This window comes from Nonomuraea sp. NPDC003707 (assembly GCF_053587055.1).
Map to the genome: position 1 here is coordinate 453,590 of NZ_JBSFNK010000008.1, position 15,327 is coordinate 468,916.

Consider the following 15,327-nt stretch of genomic DNA (forward strand, 5'->3'; position numbering starts at 1 on the left):
CAGGAGATCTTTTGGTCGTATGTTAGACGGAGTTCCCTCCAGCACTTAGAGTTTCGCTATGGGCAACGATTCGGGCAGCGGGGGAGTGCAGTCGGTCGATCGGGCGATCAGCGTGCTGGAGATCCTCTCCCGGCGGGGCGAGGCAGGGGTCAGCGAGGTCGCCGCGGAGATCGACGTGCACAAGTCGACCGCGTTCCGGCTGCTCGGCGCGCTCGAGGCGCGCGGCCTGGTCGAGCAGGCCGAGGAACGCGGCAAATATCGGCTCGGCTTCGGCATCATCCGCCTGGCCGGCGGCGTCAACACCCAGCTCGACGTCACCCAGCGGGGGCGCCCGGTATGCCAGCGCCTGGCGGAGGAGTTCGGCGAGACGGTCAACATCGCCGTGCTCCGCTCCAACTACGCCGTCAACCTCGACCAGGTCCGCGGCGCCTCGGCGGTCACCACCTACAACTGGGTCGGCCAGATCACGCCGTTGCACGCCACCTCCAGCGGAAAGGTGCTGATGGCCCACCTGGACGAGCGCCAGCGGGAGCGGGTGCTGTCCGACGGGGCCCTGGAGTCCTTCACGCCACGCACCGTCACCGACCTCGACCGGCTCAGGGAGCAGCTGACCGAGATCAAGCAGGCCGGCTACGGCTACTGCCTGGAGGAGCTGGAGGAGGGGCTGAACGCCATGGCGGCGCCCATCCGCTCCTACCACGGCGACGTCGTCGCCGCGGTGAGCGCCTCCGGCCCCGCCTACCGCTTCACCGCCGAGCGGATGCACGAGCTCGCTCCCGTCCTGATCGGCGGGGCCGACGAGATCAGCCGCCGCCTCGGGTACGCCGGCTGAGCCGGACCACGATGCTCTTGGAGGTCGGGGTGTTGGAGGTCTCGGCCACCGAGTCGAGCGGCACCAGCACATTGGTCTCCGGGAAGTAGGCGGCGCAGCAGCCGCGGGCGGTCGGATAGGCGATGACTCTGAACCCCTCGGCGGTGCGCTCGCCGTCGGGCCACTCGCTGACCAGGTCGACCACGTCGCCGTCGGCCAGGTCGCGCTCCGCGAGGTCGCCGGGGTGGACGAAGACCACCCTGCGGCCGTTCTTGACACCACGGTAGCGGTCGTCGAGTCCGTAGACGGTGGTGTTGTACTGGTCGTGGCTGCGTACGGTCTGCAGCAGCAGCCGCCCCGGCGGCACCCGCAGGACCTCCAGCCGGTTGACGGTGAAGCCCGCCCTGCCGGTGGCGGTGGGGAAGCGGCGCTCGTCCCTGGGCGCGTTGGGCAGCGCGAAGCCGGCCTCAGCGCGGCCGTTGAAGTCCTCGAAACCGGGGATCACCCGCGCGATGCGGTCGCGGATCGTGGCGTAGTCCCGCTCGAAGCCCGCCCACGGCTCCTCGCCGAACAGCTCGCGGCCCAGCCGGGCGACGATCGCCACCTCCGACAGCAGGTCCGGGGAGGCGGGCGCGAGCCGGCCGCGCGAGGCGTGCACCAGCCCCATCGAGTCCTCGACGGTGACGAACCCGGCCGGGTCGCGCTCGGTGCGGCCCAGCGTGGGCAGGATGAGCGCCCGCTCGCCGCACACCGCGTGCGAGCGGTTGAGCTTCGTGGAGACCTGCACCGTCAGCCTGGTACGGCGCAGCGCCGCCTCGGTGACGCGGCTGTCGGGGGTGGCGCGGACGAAGTTGCCGCCCATGCCGACGAAGACCTTCGCCTCGCCGTCGCGCATGGCCCGGATGGCCTCGACCGTGTCCAGCCCGTGGTGTCGGGGCGGCTCGAAGCCGAACTCGGCGGCCAGCGCGTCCAGGAAGTCCTTCGAGGGCTTCTCGTAGATGCCCATGGTCCGGTCGCCCTGGACGTTGGAGTGGCCGCGCACCGGGCACAGGCCCACGTTGCCGCGCAGCAGCTGGAAGTTGACCACCTCGCGGATGGTGGCCACGGAGTTGCGGTGCTGCGTGAGCCCCATGGCCCAGCAGACGACGACGGACCCGGCGTTCCTGACGTCATGGGCCGTCTCCTCCAGCTCCTGCCGGGTCAGGCCGGTCGCCTCCAGCACCTCCGCCCAGTCCAGGCCGGTCAGGTGCGCCTTCCACTCCTCGAAGCCCCTGGTGTGCTCGGCGATGAACGCCTCGTCGGCGGTGTCGAGCAGCAGCAGCGACAGCGCCTGGAACAGCGCCATATCGCCGTTGAGCCGGATCTGCAGGAACCGGTCGGCCAGCGCGCTGCCCGCGGCCAGCCCGGACGGCCGCTGCGGGTTCTTGAAGCGCAGCAGCCCGGCCTCGGGCAGCGGATTGACCGCGACGATCCGCGCGCCGCCGCGCTTGGCCTTCTCCAGAGCGGTGAGCATGCGGGGGTGGTTGGTGCCCGGGTTCTGGCCGACCACGAAGATCAGGTCGGCCCGGTGCAGGTCGTCGAGCGACACGGTGCCCTTGCCGATCCCGATCGTCTCGGTGAGCGCGGCGCCGCTGGACTCGTGGCACATGTTGGAGCAGTCGGGCAGGTTGTTGGTGCCGAACCGGCGCACCAGCAACTGGTAGGCGAAGGCCGCCTCGTTGGAGGCGCGGCCCGAGGTGTAGAAGACCGCCTCGTCGGGGCTGTCCAGCGCGCGCAGCTCGGCCGCGATCATGCCGAACGCCTCCGCCCAGCCGACGGGCTCGTAGTGCTCGGCGCCCACGGGCTTGTACATCGGCTCGGTCAGCCTGCCCTGCTGCCCCAGCCAGTAGTCGCTCATCCCGGCCAGCTCGCTCACCGGATGGGCGGCGAAGAACTCGCGGGTGACCCGCCGGGTCGTGGCCTCTTCGGCCACCGCCTTGGCGCCGTTCTCGCAGAACTCGGCCGGGCTGCGGTGCTCGCCCTCCGGCCAGGCGCAGCCGGGGCAGTCGAAGCCGCTCTTCTGGTTGACGCGCAGCAGCGTCAGCGCGGTGCGGCCGATCCCCATCTGCCGGTGGGCGATGCGCAGGGCGTGGCCCACCGCGGGCAGGCCGCCCGCCCAGTCCTTGGGCGGGCCGGCCGTCAGGCGTTCGTCGTCGTGCTCGTTCACCCGACGCGGTCCTGGACCCAGTCGTGGAAGGCGCCGATGTGGTGCTCGCTGGGCACCAGCACGCCGCCCTTGGCGTACGTACGCGAGCTCATCTGCGGCTGGCACCGCTCGCACGCCTCGAAGTCCTGCTCGTTGACCCGGTGGAACAGCTCCACCGACTTGTCCAGGTCCTTGCCGCCCGCCACGACGCCGGGCAGGTAGAGCCAGTCGCACTCGACCACCGTGCGGTCCACCGCCAGCGGGAACATGCGGTGCACGATCACGTGGTCGGGCACCAGGTTGATGAACACCTGCGGCTTGATCGTGATCGCGTAGTAGCGGCGGTCCTGCTCCTCGCTGACGCCCGGGATGCGGTCGAGCCCCTCGGACCCGTCGACGGTGAAGCCCTGGATCTCCTCGCCGAACTCGGCGCCGTGGCCCACGAAGTACTGAGCCGCGTAGCCGTCGGCGAACTCCGGCAGCACCTCGGTCAGCTCGGGATGGATCGTGGCGCAGTGGTAGCACTCCATGAAGTTCTCGATGATGAGCTTCCAGTTCGCCTTCACGTCGTAGACGATCCTGCGGCCCACCTCCAGACCGGCCACGTCGTAGTTCTCGAGCAGCTCCAGCGAGCCGAGCCGCTCGGTCACCGCGCCCAGCACGTCCTCCTCGAAGGAGGGCGGCTCGTCGGCCAGGCACACCCACACGTAGCCGAGCCACTCGCGCACGTGCACCTTCACCAGGCCGTACTCCACCCGGTCCAGGTCGGCCATCTTGGTCAGGTTGGGCGCGGCGATCAGCTTGCCGTCCAGGTCGTAGGTCCAGGCGTGATACGGGCACTGGAAGGCCCGCTTCACCTCGCCCGACTCCTCCGTGCGCAGCGTCGCGCCGCGGTGGCGGCAGACGTTGAAGAAAGCGCGCACCGACCTGTCGCGCGCCCTGGTGACGAGGATGCTCTCGGAGCCGACCTGAACGGTCTTGAACGAGCCCGGCTTGGGCAGGTCGGCCGAGCGCACCACGCAGAACCACATCGCCTCGAAGATGTTCCGCTGCTCCGCGGCGAAGATCTCGGGGTCCACGTAGTAGCGACCGGGGAGGGTGGGGATCACGCTTGACGTGGTGGTGGTCACGGGCAGTACTCCTCTGAGACAGGCCGGGTCAGTGCCCTCGGCGGATCCAGTCCTCGAGCTGCGGAGCCTCGGCTCCGATGCTGGTGTCCTCACCGTGTCCGGTGTGCACCACGGTCTCGCCGGGCAGCGTCAGCAGCGTCCGGCTGATCGACGAGATGATCGTCGGGAAGTCGCTGTACGACCTGCCCGTCGCGCCGGGGCCGCCCTTGAACAGGGTGTCCCCGGAGAACAGCACGCCGAGCTCCGGCACGTACAGGCACACCGCGCCCGGCGCGTGCCCCGGCGTGTGCAGCACGTGCACGGCGGAGCCGCCCACTTTCAGGAGCTGCCCGTTGGCCAGCGGCCCGCCGGGCGTGGCCGTCCGGTGGGTCAGCTTCCACAGCACCTCGTCGTCGGGATGCAGCAGCACGGGCGCGCCGGTGAGCTCGGCCAGCTCGGGGGCGGCGTTGACGTGGTCGTCGTGCGCGTGCGTGCACACGATCGCGCTCACCCGGCGCCCGCCCACGGCCTCGGCGATGGCGGCGGCGTCGTGGGCGGCGTCGATGACCAGGACCTCCCGGTCGTCGCCCACCAGCCACACGTTGTTGTCGACCTCCCACGTCCCGCCGTCCAGGCTGAACGTGCCCGAGGTGACCAGCCGCTCGACCCGCATCAGAGCACCACCACGGAACGCAGCACCTCACCGCGGTGCATCTTGGCGAAGGCGTCCTCGACGTCGTCCAGGCCGATGGTCTCGCTGACGAACGCGTCGAGGTCGAGACGTCCCTGCAGGTAGAGGGAGATCAGCATGGGGAAGTCGCGGCTGGGCAGGCAGTCGCCGTACCAGCTGGACTTCAGCGCGCCGCCGCGGCCGAACACGTCGAGCAGCGGCAGCTCCAGCGTCATCTCCGGCGTGGGCACCCCGACCAGGACCACGGTCCCCGCCAGGTCGCGGGCGTAGAAGGCCTGCTTGTACGTCTCCGGCCGGCCGACCGCGTCGATCACGACGTCCGCGCCGAACCCGCCGGTCAGCTCCCTGATCGCCTCGACCGGGTCGCTGTCCTTGGCGTCGACCGTGTGCGTCGCGCCGAGGCCGCGGGCCCACTCCAGTTTCCGGCCGTCCACGTCGACCGCGATGATCGTGGTCGCGCCGACCAGCCGCGCGCCCGCGATGGCCGCGTTGCCGACGCCGCCGCAGCCGATCACCGCCACCGAGTCGCCCCTGCTGACCCCGCCGGTGTTCACCGCGGCGCCGAGACCGGCCATCACGCCGCAGCCGAGCAGCCCCGCCGCGGCGGGGGAGGCGGCCGGGTCGACCTTGGTGCACTGGCCCGCGGCAACCAGCGTCTTGTCGGCGAACGCGCCGATGCCCAGCGCCGGGCTGAGCGGGGTGCCGTCGGCCAGGGTCATCTTCTGGGTGGCGTTGTGGGTGGCGAAGCAGTACTGCGGGCGGCCGCGCAGGCACGCCCGGCACGAGCCGCACACGGCCCGCCAGTTCAGGATCACGAAGTCGCCGGGCGCCACGTCGGTGACACCGTCGCCGACCGACTCCACCACACCGGCCGCCTCGTGGCCGAGCAGGAACGGGAAGTCGTCGCTGATGCCGCCCTCGCGATAGTGCAGGTCCGTGTGGCACACCCCGCAGGCCTGCACCCGGACCAGCGCCTCACCGGGTCCCGGGTCCGGCACCAGGATGGTCTCCAGGCTGACCGGCTTGCCCTTGCCGGTCGCGACGACCCCGCGTACTTCATGAGCCATGATTCACTCCTGTCTCAGCCGACCTGAACCGGCGCCGTTTCGAGCTGCCGCCGCCACCGGGTGAACAGCCGTACCTGGTTGACCCCGAGGACCGCGACCGGGCGGTCGCCCTGCCGGTAGACCGCGAGGAAGCTGTGCTCGGCCGGGTCGCCCTCCTCCACGCTGACCGTATCCGCGTCCGCGGCGTGCCCGATGAACTGGATCTTCACATCGAACTGGTCGGACCAGATATAGGTGGGCCGCCGCGCCTCGGCGCGGGCGGTGCCGCCGGACAGCAGCGTGGCCGCCGCGACCGAGGCCCGCTGCCGGGCTCCCGTCCAGTGCTCGATCCTGTGGTGCCTGCCCTGGACGGGGTCGAACCAGGCGGCGCAGTCGCCCACGGCCACGATGCCGGGGGCGGAGGTGCCGCCCGCCTCGTCACACAGTACGCCGTCGCCCAGGTCGAGGCCGCTGCCCCGGAGCCAGCCGATGGCGGGCACGGCGCCGATCCCGACGACCACGACGTCCGCGGGCAGGTGGGTGCCGTCCGCCAGCCGTACCCCGTCCACCCGGTCCTCGCCGGTGAGGCCGGACACCACCGTGCCGGACAGCAGCCGCACCCCGCGCCGCTCGTGCAGCGTGGCCAGCGCCTCGGCCATCGGCACGCCGACGACGCGGGCCAGCGGCGCCGGGCCGGACTCGACCAGCGTCACGTCCAGGCCGAGGTCGCGGGCGGTGGCGGCGACCTCGGCGCCGACGAAGCCGCCGCCGATCACCACCAGCCGCCGGCCCGCCTCCAGGTCGGCGCGCAGGGAGCGGGCGTCGTCCAGGGTGCGCAGCGTGTGCACGCCGGCCAGGTGGCCTGCGGCGGGAAGCCGGCGGGCGGTGGCGCCGGTGGCGATGACGATGCCGTCGGCCCGCACCGAGGTGCCGTCGCTCAGCGCGACGCGGCGCTCCCCGGGGTCCAGGGCCACGGCGGCGACGCCGAGCCGCCACTCCGCGTCCAGCTCCTCGCCCTCGCTCTCCAGAGCCAGGTCGGCCTCGGCCAGGTCGCCGCGCAGGAAGTCCTTCGAGAGCGGCGGGCGGTCATAGGGTCGGTGGCGCTCGTCCCCGACCAGCACCAGCCTGCCCCGGTAACCCTGGGCGCGCAGCGCCCTGGCGGTCAGCAGCCCGGCGAGGGAGGCGCCGACGACGCAGATCGTGTTCACACCTGCCCCTTGACGGTGACGCCCGGCGGCAGGTTGGGTGGCGCCTCGGACTGCTTGACATAGATGACGCCGTCGTCGACCACCACCTCGTGCGTGCGCACGGGGCGCTTGGCCGGCGGCGCGTCCACCTGGCCGGTGCGCAGGTCGAAACGCGAGGCGTGCAGCGGGCACTCGATCTCGCACCCCTCCAGCCAGCCGTCGGCGAGCGAGGCGTCCTGGTGGGTACAGGTGTCATCGATGGCGAAGATCTCGCCGTCCTCGGTGTGGAAAACCGCGATCGGCGGGTCGGCCTCGACGCGAAGGGCCTCGCCTCGAGGGAGTGACGCCAGTGGGCACGCTGGGATCATCCTGTCACCCCGGTTTCGTAAAGAGAAACGTCTAGCGCTATACGCAACAGAGTGAGGGTGTGGCGGGGAGATGTCAAGGCTGATTTGTCGGACTTAGACCCCAGTGTCCGGCCGCCTCACCGCGTCCGTGGATGCCGTGCGCCGACGGGGAAGGCGAGGAATGCCAGACCCCCGGCGAGCACGGCACCAGGACAGCACCGGCGACCGCTCACCCACGACGCCCAGCACCGCCGCCCGGCCACCACCGCCCGCCCAGGAGCACGCCGTCTGATGCGCCTCCTTGAGGCCGGCGGGGCTCCGGCGCTCAGCCCGCGTACTCGAGGCCCGTCTGGCGCTCGGCGGTGACCTCCAGGCGGACCACGCCCTCGCGCGCCGGTGTGGAAGCGGAAAATCTTGGGCGGCCTCGCCGCTCTCCGGTCCGGAGTGGCTCGCGGAGAGCAGCGAGGCGCGCGTCACGCGGGAAGGGGCTCAGCCCGTGTAGTCGGTGGTGCGGGTCTCGCCGGACGGCCACAGGTATCTGCCGTGGTCGGCCGTCGTGAAGTTCTTGTTGTCGTCTCCCGTACGGGCCTGGATGAGGTTGCGGCGCCAGGTGGAGCCGCGCGCCGACCCGCCCCAGATGTTGCCGTACAGGAAGCCGTACAACTGCTCGAGTTCCGCCGAGAAGACGTTGTCGGTGACGGTGATGTTCGTGGCGTTGTTCTCGACACCGATGCTGAGCGCGTATCCCCAGCCGGAGACGTAGTTGTTCGTGACCGAGATGTGGTCGTACACGCCGTTGCCCTGCAGGGCCAGGCCGTTGGTGTTGCCCAGGGAGGCCAGGGTGTTGTGGTGGACGATCATGGGGCCGCCGTTGCCTTCGCTCTGCGGGCCTATGCCGTCGTGGTGGTATTCGTCATGCGACGTATCCGCCATGTCGTGGATGTAGTTGTTCGTCCACGTCGACGGGCGGTCCGGGAAACCCGTCACCATGATCATGCCGGCGTTGCCCCAGATGTCGTTGTGGTCCATGACGGCCACGGCTTCCTTCATCGTCGTGGCGAGCTGCCAGGAATCTTCGAAGGGCGTGCCCGGCTTGGTGTGGGACGACGAGACCGTGCCGTCGTTACCGGGCGGCATCGCGTAGGAGCTCGGCTTGAACGTCGAGTACAGGAACTTGATGTTGTTGTCCGAGTAGATCTGGACGAGGTTGTCGTTGGGGTTGGTGCCCTCGAACAGGCAGCCGACGAACGTGAGGTTGTCGCCGTAGATCAGCACCTTCAGGCCGAGGAAGCGCTTGTAGGAGATGACGCTGTTGTCCGGGAACTCGAGCCTCAGCGGTTTGTCGGCGCTCATGCCCGCCGCGTAGTCGGTGAGCTTGCCCGGGTACGCGCCCAGCCCCAGGCCTCCGGCGTTGGCCGGCGTGTTGGCGTAGCCGGTGTTCGAGAAGTCCGGCCAGTAGCCTGAGCCGTCGTTGGGCCGGGCGTCGATGGGGTTCACGACCTCCTCCGCACCGCGCGCACGGAATTCGCCGCCGGTGACGACGCTCGTGGAGAGGACGGCGGCGAGGCAGGCGAGGGCTACGGCGGCGGAGAAGGAGCTCCGGGCGAACGCGCGGACGAGGGGTAAGCGCCGGCGATTCTCGACGTCCTGGCGATGTGATGTCTTGATGTCGTGCTCCGATCGGATCGACTACGTGTCCCGCCCCGTGCCGTCCAGCGGCAGAGGCGATCTTTCGGCACCACGTAGTGTGCCGGGGAGCTCCGGTGTTTCGGGCGATTTCTTATGACCACATGGCGCAGCCGAAAACTGTCTCCCCGTGATCACCCGCGCTCTTGCTGGGGGAAAAGGTGTGAGTCGAGGCGAAACGAGCGGAAGGCTTTCTCGCCATTTCTTGATGTCAGAGAACGCACCCGAAGTGGTGGGCGATGCGCACCGGTTCACCGGTATGTACGACGAATGCCGACAACGCGTCTGGGCCTACGTGGTCAGTCGCGCGGGACGGCAGGTGACGGACGAGGCGACCGAGCCCGATGGGCGTCCTGCGGGCGCCGGCCACGCTGCCGGAGGACGGGCGGGGGATCCTCGTCCTGGGCGCCTGGCATGCTGTCCGCCAGGGCGACCGCCCGCGTCATCGGCTGCTCGCCGGCGGCGTACCGCGTGTGGCCGCATCAGGCCCGTAAGCGGCTCAAGCAGGCCAGGGCCGGCGAACTGGTCAGGGGCTCGCGTCGCGGTGAGCCCGCCCAACCGTCCCTGCCACACGTGCGGAACTCCGGCGAGGAGCGATCATGAATCTCACGGATGAGCTCCCGGCCGCGCGGCCTGCGCATCTCGGCGATCGGCCGGTGGCCCCGCGTACCGGGACCACCGAGCTGTCCCGCGCTATGTCGAGGCCGCCGCCGGTGCGGCGCTGGCGCAGGGCGGTCAAGCCCGGGTGAGTCCTCGGCCTAGCCGGGGCACCCACGGCAGTGGCCGCGCCGACCGCGCCGACCACGGTGGTCGTGGTCATGGCGGGGAACAGCACGGTGCCGACGCCACGGGGCCCCGAAGGCGGCAGTCCGGTCACCGTCACTCCCAGGGCCGTGCCGAGGACGCGGGTGAGAGCTGTCGGCGCGCGACATCCTGCCGATTGCCGCAGAGAAGGCCGGCCGCGTGCGAGGCGCGACGGCGGTGCAGTTACCACTTGCCCGCTGTGGCGTCCGACGGCTGCGACCCGGCGTGCAGCGCGTTGTCGATCGTTGAACTCGCTGCTGCGCACCGCGATCCGCCCAACCCCGTCACGGCCGGACCACTGCACGCGGCCCGAAGCCGCCACGGACGCTCGGCCTGGCCAAGAGGCTCACCCGCCCGCTGGGCGTCACCAGCCCGTCCGGGTTCGAGACGTCCGGCAGCAACCGCCGCGTGTACGCCATCGGCAGGAAGATCAGCAGCTGCTCGGCCGGCCACGGCTCGACGCCGGCCCCGGCCAGCCGCTCCCATGCCTCCTGGTCACGCGGCGGTTCCGTACCCGCACAGAACGCGGTGGCTCCGTACCCCCATACAACGCGGCGATTCCCCACCTCGACAGCCGCGTCAACCCCCGTCGGCGCAACCCTGTTTCCGGCCCGAGGGTGCCCATGTCCAGCTCGAACCGTCCGTACGGCGGTCGCGCCGCATCGGCTTTCAGCGGACCTGCGTCGAGGCCTCGACGACGTGGCAGCCTTGTGCGTCGCCGGAAGCGGTGGACCACGTCCCTGGCTGGCCGGAGACCTTGGTCACCCACTGGCCGACGATCGTTCTCGTGTAGGGGTAGTGAGCCGAGTTGCACTTCGCGGCAACCCGGTAGCTGCCGAAGCCGGACGAGCACAGTGCGCCCGCCACGTTCGTCGTCGTGTTAACGGAAGTGAAGCAATTCCATACTTCGGCGTGCGCCGGGGTGGCGGTACCGGCGAGGACTATCGCGCCGGCTGCCGCGGCAGCCAGGGCCCGGAGGACGTTACCCATGGCGTCTCCTTTGCGCCTTCAGCTTGGCTTATACGCTTCATGCTTCCGCGTGCGCATGATCCGAGGACAGGGCATCAGGAGGGCATCTACCGGCCATTTCGCGTCAACGCGAGCACCCCGCTGCCGGCTGCGAGTCTCCTGACCGGGGAGCCACGGAGACTCACGGGGTCAGGGGATGAGGGAGACCTCGGGGAAGCGAGTGTCGCGCTCCTCGAACAGGCGGGTCGGCTTGCCCCGCAGGTGCAGGTCGAAGAAGGCTCCGACGTAGGCGCGCTGGGCCGCCACCGAACGGCCGGGATCGATCGTACCCACGTAGTCCGCGAGCGGCACCCTGGGGAGCTTGGCCGCGATCTGCGGCAGCAACGGCTGCAGGTCGGTGAACGAGCCGTGGGCCGCACCCTTGAAGCGCAGCTCCCGCTTCCACCCGGTCGAGGCCCGCCAGAACGACTTCCAGCTCGGCTCGCCGGCACGCGTGTGGGTCTCGGCCGCCAGCTGCAGGAACGGCCTGGCCACACCGCGCGTGGCCACCGGGCCGACGTAGGAGCCGTCGAGGTTGACGGCCGCGTCCACGCGGGCGTCGTCGCGGGTCAGCTGCGCGGCGACCGACCCGCCCAGCGACTGCCCCAACGCCCCCACCTGCGAGGCGTCGGGCGCGCCGAGCATCCCCTTGGGCAGCTCGCCGCCGATCGGGCGGCCGTGGGCCAGGGCGGTGACCTGGTCCAGGACGTACCGCATGTCCGCCAGGCGCGCCCGCGCGTGGTCGGCCAGCAGCTTGGCGATGACCTTCGGCGTCAGCTTCGCGGGCAGCGGCAGGGCGCGTACCAGGCGTCGGCCGGGAAACTCCACCTGGTCGGCCTCGTAGGTGTGGTCGACGGTGACGACCAGGTAGCCGCGCGAGGCCAGGTCCTCGACCAGGGTGGTGCCCAGCGTACGCGGCCCGCCGTCCCCCGAACTGAACAGCACCACCGGCAGCCTGCCCGCCCGCGGCTCGACCGGCGCGCCCACGCGGGCGTAGGTGCGCGTGGCGGCCCAGGCGACGGCGCCCTTCGCGATGCCCAGGGGCGGAGCCGAGCGCCGATCCCAGTCGGCGGCGGCCAGCGGCGCCATGTGCGGCGCGAGCGGCCCGCCGCCTGCCGCCGGATACCACAGGCTGATCATCAGTTCCCGGTACGGCTTGGCCGCCATCAGCGGATCGGGCCGCGAGCGGTCCACCAGCCGCATGGCCACGGTCCCGACCGGATACGGGCCGCCGGGCGCGGGCAGGCTCACCCCAATCGGGCTCGCGGCGTCGGCACCGGCGCTGGACGCGGGCAGGGAGACCGCCAGCACCAGCACGGCCAGCCCGGCGACCTTGCCTCCGACCGTGCCCGTCACTGTGCCCGTCACCGTGCCCGTCACCGTGCCCGCGGCCGTGCCTGCGGCTTTTGTGACGACGGATGCTGGGCTCTTGGAGATGGCGGACGGGCCGGTGGCCTGGGCGCCCATGGCCAGATCAGGATTTTTCGTGACAACGGACATGCGAAAGCTCCTTCATCGGAAAGGGATGTCCGACAGGCTGACAGCCGGCACGCCCGCGGGACAGCGGCGGAGGTAGCACGCGCGCCTGCGACTTTCGGATGACGGTCATCCCCGAGGACGAGCGGGAGCGAACCCGCAGGACCCTGGACGCCGGGCCGGTGACGGGCGGCGGATGGCGGGTGCTGGCCGTGCTGGACCTGGGAGCGCCACGATGATCCGGCTGCTGATCGCCGACGACGAGTCGCTGCTGCGGATGGCCTTCCGCATGGTCTTCGAGGCCGAGCCGGACATGGAGGTGGCCGGGGAAGCGGACGACGGCGAGCAGGCGGTCCGGCTGGCGCGGCACCTGCGTCCGGACGTGGTGCTGATGGACGTGCGCATGCCCGGCCTGGACGGCATCGAGGCCACCCGCAGGATCGTGCGCGACAGCCCGCGCTCGCGCGTGCTCATCCTGACCACCTTCGACCTGGATGAGTACGCCTTCGCCGGGCTGAAGGCCGGAGCGGCCGGGTTCCTGCCGAAGAACACGCGGCCACCGGAACTGCTGAGCGCGATCCGCAACGTCGCGGCCGGAGAGGCGGCGCTGTCGCCGCGCGTCACCCGACGCGTGCTGGAGAGGTTCGCGCCGCAGATGACGCCGGGGCCCGCCGAGCGGGACGAACGGCTGGCGCAGCTGACCGCGCGCGAGCACGAGGTGCTGGTGCAGGTGGCGCGCGGGCTGTCCAACGCCGAGGTCGCCGCGGCGTTGCACCTGGCGGAGGCGACGGTCAAGACGCATCTGAGCCGCGTACTGGTCAAGCTCGGGCGGCGCGACCGCGCCCAGGTGGTGGTCTTCGCCTACGAAACCGGCCTCGTCCGCCCCTCCACCCCCGACTTCTGACCACCGCGCCCGAACCACCGTTCACATGGAGGCGGGCAGAGCCAGGAGGAAGGCCCGTAGACGCAGCAACTCTGGGCGTCACGGCGCTCACCGCGCGGTCGGCCAACTCCGCGAACGGCCACTGCCTCCTGCGCGCCTGCCTGGTCGCGGGCGGCGATGGTGCCGAAGAAGCCGGATGAGCCGCCCGCCGGTCCGCTGACGCGCAGCACCGGGGCGAAGGTCCTGCGGCGGCTGCCATCGGTCGGCACCGGCACATGGTCGTCGCTGGTCAGTGGCAGCGCATGTCGAACCCGGGTTCGTGATATCCGTCGAAGAACTCCACGATGACGCCCTTGAACCCGCCCCGCCATGATCCGCTCGGGTTGACGTACACGGTGCCGGAGAGCGCGCGGCCTTCGACCCCCTCGATCGCGGCGAACTCGTAGTAGCGTGCGATCTCGGCGTCCGGCAGCTTGGTGAGCAGGGACATGCGGACCAGATAGTCGCAATGATTGCTGTTGCCCGACTGAATACCCACCGTGCCCTCAACGCCGCGATCATCTGGCTCCGTGTCGGGCGGGAGCGGGAACATGCTCACCCGTTCCTCCAGCCGGGCCAGCTTCTCGTCGTTCCGCCACTCGGGGACCTTGAACAGCAGGACGTAGGCGACGACGCAGGCAAGGAGCCCCAGGCACACGTAGAACGGCCACCTGCTCCGCTGCTTCGGTAACGCCTCCGGGGCCGCCTCGGTCAGCACCATGCCATCCTCCAGCGCGTTCGTAGAGTGATCACCATTGAACAACACGGACCAGTAAGGGGGTACGCCCTCATGCTCTCCGAGGCCCACTGGGAAGATGTGGAGGTCGTTCCCCTCAACGAAAGAGAATCCTCAGCATGGCCGTCATCCACCGCACCGACCTCAAGCCGACCAAGCTGGAACTGCTCACCTCCTGGCTACCCACCCGGCCGTGGTACCTGGGCGGAGCGGGCGAACCGGAATTGGCCAAAGCCGGCGGCTTCCGGCTGGACGACCCCCAGGGTGAGGTCGGGATCGAGTTCATGGTGGTCACGGACACCTCGGGCACTCAGCCGATCAGCTACCTGGTACCGCTCACCTATCGGGGTGCCCCGCTCGACGGGGCGGAGCACGCCCTCGTCGGCACCATGGAGCATGGGGTGCTGGGGCGGCGCTGGGCCTACGACGGCTGCCACGACCCGGTGCTGGTCGCCCAGTTGCACGCTCTGATCGAGGGCCGGGTCCAGGCCCAGGACCAGAACACCAGCGACACTCCCGACCGGGAGGTCACCCGCTCCTACCTCGGTGGCAGCCCCACCCCCACGGACTTCTCCGCCACTGCCGTCGACGACCAAGAGGGCACTGAGCTGCCCGCACCGGACGGCACGACCTTGCGTTTGCACCGGGTCCTGCGTCCCGCCCCGGACGACGCGTCTCTCCTTCCGCCGGAAGCGACTGGCCACGTCGCCGGGTCCTGGCAGCTGTCGGACGGCACCCGTGCGCGGGGGCTGTTCGTGGTCTTGCACACCGGCCCTCGTACCTGAGGAACGCCGCGATCGCGCGTGGAGGCCCACGACCGACCGCCGACTCGCCGGTATCCGTACGGATCTGGCGCGGCTGGTAGTTCTACAGAAGGCGCCCGTAGCCGGAGGCGGCATGCTCTGAGTCATGCAAAACGTGGACATCTGGAGTGAAGAGTTCGGCGCGGCTGGTGACGAGCCGATTCTGCTGGTGATGGGTTCGATGTCGCAGGGGGTTCTGTGGCCGGATGAGTTCGTGGGTCGGCTGACAGCCGGTGGCCGTCGGGTGGTCCGGTATGACCACCGTGACACCGGCAGGTCGGCGACCGTGGACTTCGAGAAGGAGCCGTATACCTGGGGCGACATCAGGGACGATGTGTTGCGGGTGTTGGATGCGCATGGTCTGGGGAGTGCGCATCTGGTGTGTCATTCGGCGGGTGGGTTGCTGGGGCAGTTGATCGCGGTGGAGCGGCCGGAGCGGGTGCGTTCTCTGACGGTCATCGGTTCTTCGCCGTTGGGTGGGGGTGAGGGGATGGTGGTCATGCGGGCGTTGATGGG

At 70.6% G+C, this 15,327-nt stretch carries 17 protein-coding genes; 6 read left to right on the forward strand and 11 right to left on the reverse strand.

What is annotated here, in order from left to right; genetic code table 11:
• The first annotated feature begins 58 nt into the window (after positions 1–58).
• Positions 59–832, forward strand: coding sequence for an IclR family transcriptional regulator (locus ACWDRB_RS23845; protein ID WP_449896922.1), 774 nt, complete (start codon positions 59–61; stop codon positions 830–832).
• Here ACWDRB_RS23845 and ACWDRB_RS23850 read toward each other — a convergent pair.
• From ACWDRB_RS23850 to ACWDRB_RS23880, 7 genes are all read right to left on the reverse strand, one after another.
• Positions 804–3,017: an FdhF/YdeP family oxidoreductase gene (locus ACWDRB_RS23850; RefSeq protein ID WP_449896924.1), complete on the reverse strand. Its 2,214-nt coding sequence runs from the start codon at positions 3,015–3,017 to the stop codon at positions 804–806. The two genes, ACWDRB_RS23845 and ACWDRB_RS23850, sit on opposite strands and share 29 nt — an antisense overlap.
• Entirely contained in the window at positions 3,014–4,126 is a 1,113-nt protein-coding gene (locus tag ACWDRB_RS23855; protein ID WP_449896926.1) for an aromatic ring-hydroxylating oxygenase subunit alpha, read from the reverse strand. Before ACWDRB_RS23855 ends, ACWDRB_RS23850 begins: the two co-directional genes overlap by 4 nt.
• A 28-nt stretch (positions 4,127–4,154) precedes the next feature.
• Positions 4,155–4,778, reverse strand: a complete 624-nt coding sequence (locus ACWDRB_RS23860; RefSeq protein ID WP_449896928.1) for an MBL fold metallo-hydrolase — start codon at positions 4,776–4,778, stop codon at positions 4,155–4,157.
• Positions 4,778–5,863: an S-(hydroxymethyl)mycothiol dehydrogenase gene (locus ACWDRB_RS23865; RefSeq protein ID WP_449896930.1), complete on the reverse strand. Its 1,086-nt coding sequence runs from the start codon at positions 5,861–5,863 to the stop codon at positions 4,778–4,780. The genes ACWDRB_RS23860 and ACWDRB_RS23865 overlap by 1 nt, the downstream gene beginning before the upstream one ends.
• A gap of 14 nt (positions 5,864–5,877) precedes the next feature.
• Complete coding sequence (locus ACWDRB_RS23870) at positions 5,878–7,050, reverse strand: NAD(P)/FAD-dependent oxidoreductase (protein WP_449896932.1); 1,173 nt, start codon at positions 7,048–7,050, stop codon at positions 5,878–5,880.
• The gene (locus ACWDRB_RS23875; RefSeq protein ID WP_185074514.1) at positions 7,047–7,397 is read right to left on the reverse strand and encodes a bifunctional 3-phenylpropionate/cinnamic acid dioxygenase ferredoxin subunit; all 351 of its coding nucleotides are present in this window, start codon (positions 7,395–7,397) and stop codon (positions 7,047–7,049) included. Before ACWDRB_RS23875 ends, ACWDRB_RS23870 begins: the two co-directional genes overlap by 4 nt.
• A 468-nt stretch (positions 7,398–7,865) precedes the next feature.
• Entirely contained in the window at positions 7,866–8,873 is a 1,008-nt protein-coding gene (locus ACWDRB_RS23880) for a hypothetical protein (RefSeq protein ID WP_355198612.1), read from the reverse strand.
• 603 nt (positions 8,874–9,476) lie between these two features.
• Between ACWDRB_RS23880 and ACWDRB_RS23885 the strand changes: the two genes are divergently transcribed.
• Both ACWDRB_RS23885 and ACWDRB_RS23890 read left to right on the forward strand, forming a co-directional pair.
• Complete coding sequence (locus ACWDRB_RS23885) at positions 9,477–9,665, forward strand: hypothetical protein (RefSeq protein ID WP_449896934.1); 189 nt, start codon at positions 9,477–9,479, stop codon at positions 9,663–9,665.
• Positions 9,662–9,811 carry a hypothetical protein gene (locus ACWDRB_RS23890; RefSeq protein ID WP_449896936.1) on the forward strand — a complete coding sequence of 50 codons (150 nt, stop codon included), beginning with the start codon at positions 9,662–9,664 and terminating at the stop codon, positions 9,809–9,811. Before ACWDRB_RS23885 ends, ACWDRB_RS23890 begins: the two co-directional genes overlap by 4 nt.
• 339 nt (positions 9,812–10,150) lie before the next feature.
• Here ACWDRB_RS23890 and ACWDRB_RS23895 read toward each other — a convergent pair whose 3' ends face one another.
• The 3 genes from ACWDRB_RS23895 to ACWDRB_RS23905 form a co-directional block, all read right to left on the reverse strand.
• Positions 10,151–10,432, reverse strand: coding sequence for a hypothetical protein (locus ACWDRB_RS23895; protein ID WP_449896938.1), 282 nt, complete (start codon positions 10,430–10,432; stop codon positions 10,151–10,153).
• A 103-nt stretch (positions 10,433–10,535) separates the two neighbouring features.
• Positions 10,536–10,856, reverse strand: a complete 321-nt coding sequence (locus tag ACWDRB_RS23900) for a hypothetical protein (RefSeq protein WP_449896940.1) — start codon at positions 10,854–10,856, stop codon at positions 10,536–10,538.
• A gap of 168 nt (positions 10,857–11,024) precedes the next feature.
• Positions 11,025–12,374 (reverse strand): alpha/beta hydrolase family protein, encoded by a 1,350-nt coding sequence (locus ACWDRB_RS23905; protein ID WP_449896942.1) that lies wholly within the window; start codon positions 12,372–12,374, stop codon positions 11,025–11,027.
• Between the two features lie 211 nt (positions 12,375–12,585).
• Here ACWDRB_RS23905 and ACWDRB_RS23910 point away from each other — a divergent pair, with 211 nt between their 5' ends.
• The gene (locus ACWDRB_RS23910) at positions 12,586–13,254 is read left to right on the forward strand and encodes a response regulator transcription factor (RefSeq protein ID WP_449896944.1); all 669 of its coding nucleotides are present in this window, start codon (positions 12,586–12,588) and stop codon (positions 13,252–13,254) included.
• Positions 13,255–13,522: 268 nt separating this feature from the next.
• Here ACWDRB_RS23910 and ACWDRB_RS23915 read toward each other — a convergent pair whose 3' ends face one another.
• Complete coding sequence (locus tag ACWDRB_RS23915) at positions 13,523–13,993, reverse strand: hypothetical protein (RefSeq protein WP_449896946.1); 471 nt, start codon at positions 13,991–13,993, stop codon at positions 13,523–13,525.
• Positions 13,994–14,127: 134 nt separating this feature from the next.
• Between ACWDRB_RS23915 and ACWDRB_RS23920 the strand changes: the two genes are divergently transcribed.
• Both ACWDRB_RS23920 and ACWDRB_RS23925 read left to right on the forward strand, forming a co-directional pair.
• Positions 14,128–14,793: a maltokinase N-terminal cap-like domain-containing protein gene (locus tag ACWDRB_RS23920; RefSeq protein ID WP_449896948.1), complete on the forward strand. Its 666-nt coding sequence runs from the start codon at positions 14,128–14,130 to the stop codon at positions 14,791–14,793.
• Between the two features lie 124 nt (positions 14,794–14,917).
• Positions 14,918–15,327 (forward strand): alpha/beta fold hydrolase (locus ACWDRB_RS23925; RefSeq protein ID WP_449896950.1); only part of this gene is annotated, 410 nt, incomplete at its 3' end.

What these genes read in the sequence shown, in the direction of transcription:
- ACWDRB_RS23845 (WP_449896922.1), top strand. Translation starts at nt 59, where the DNA reads ATGGGCAACGATTCGGGCAGCGGGGGAGTGCAGTCGGTCGATCGGGCG.
- ACWDRB_RS23860 (WP_449896928.1), bottom strand. Translation starts at nt 4,778, where the DNA reads ATGCGGGTCGAGCGGCTGGTCACCTCGGGCACGTTCAGCCTGGACGGC.
- ACWDRB_RS23865 (WP_449896930.1), bottom strand. Translation starts at nt 5,863, where the DNA reads ATGGCTCATGAAGTACGCGGGGTCGTCGCGACCGGCAAGGGCAAGCCG.
- ACWDRB_RS23875 (WP_185074514.1), bottom strand. Translation starts at nt 7,397, where the DNA reads ATGATCCCAGCGTGCCCACTGGCGTCACTCCCTCGAGGCGAGGCCCTT.
- ACWDRB_RS23885 (WP_449896934.1), top strand. Translation starts at nt 9,477, where the DNA reads ATGCTGTCCGCCAGGGCGACCGCCCGCGTCATCGGCTGCTCGCCGGCG.
- ACWDRB_RS23890 (WP_449896936.1), top strand. Translation starts at nt 9,662, where the DNA reads ATGAATCTCACGGATGAGCTCCCGGCCGCGCGGCCTGCGCATCTCGGC.
- ACWDRB_RS23900 (WP_449896940.1), bottom strand. Translation starts at nt 10,856, where the DNA reads ATGGGTAACGTCCTCCGGGCCCTGGCTGCCGCGGCAGCCGGCGCGATA.
- ACWDRB_RS23905 (WP_449896942.1), bottom strand. Translation starts at nt 12,374, where the DNA reads ATGTCCGTTGTCACGAAAAATCCTGATCTGGCCATGGGCGCCCAGGCC.
- ACWDRB_RS23910 (WP_449896944.1), top strand. Translation starts at nt 12,586, where the DNA reads ATGATCCGGCTGCTGATCGCCGACGACGAGTCGCTGCTGCGGATGGCC.
- ACWDRB_RS23915 (WP_449896946.1), bottom strand. Translation starts at nt 13,993, where the DNA reads ATGGTGCTGACCGAGGCGGCCCCGGAGGCGTTACCGAAGCAGCGGAGC.
- ACWDRB_RS23920 (WP_449896948.1), top strand. Translation starts at nt 14,128, where the DNA reads ATGGCCGTCATCCACCGCACCGACCTCAAGCCGACCAAGCTGGAACTG.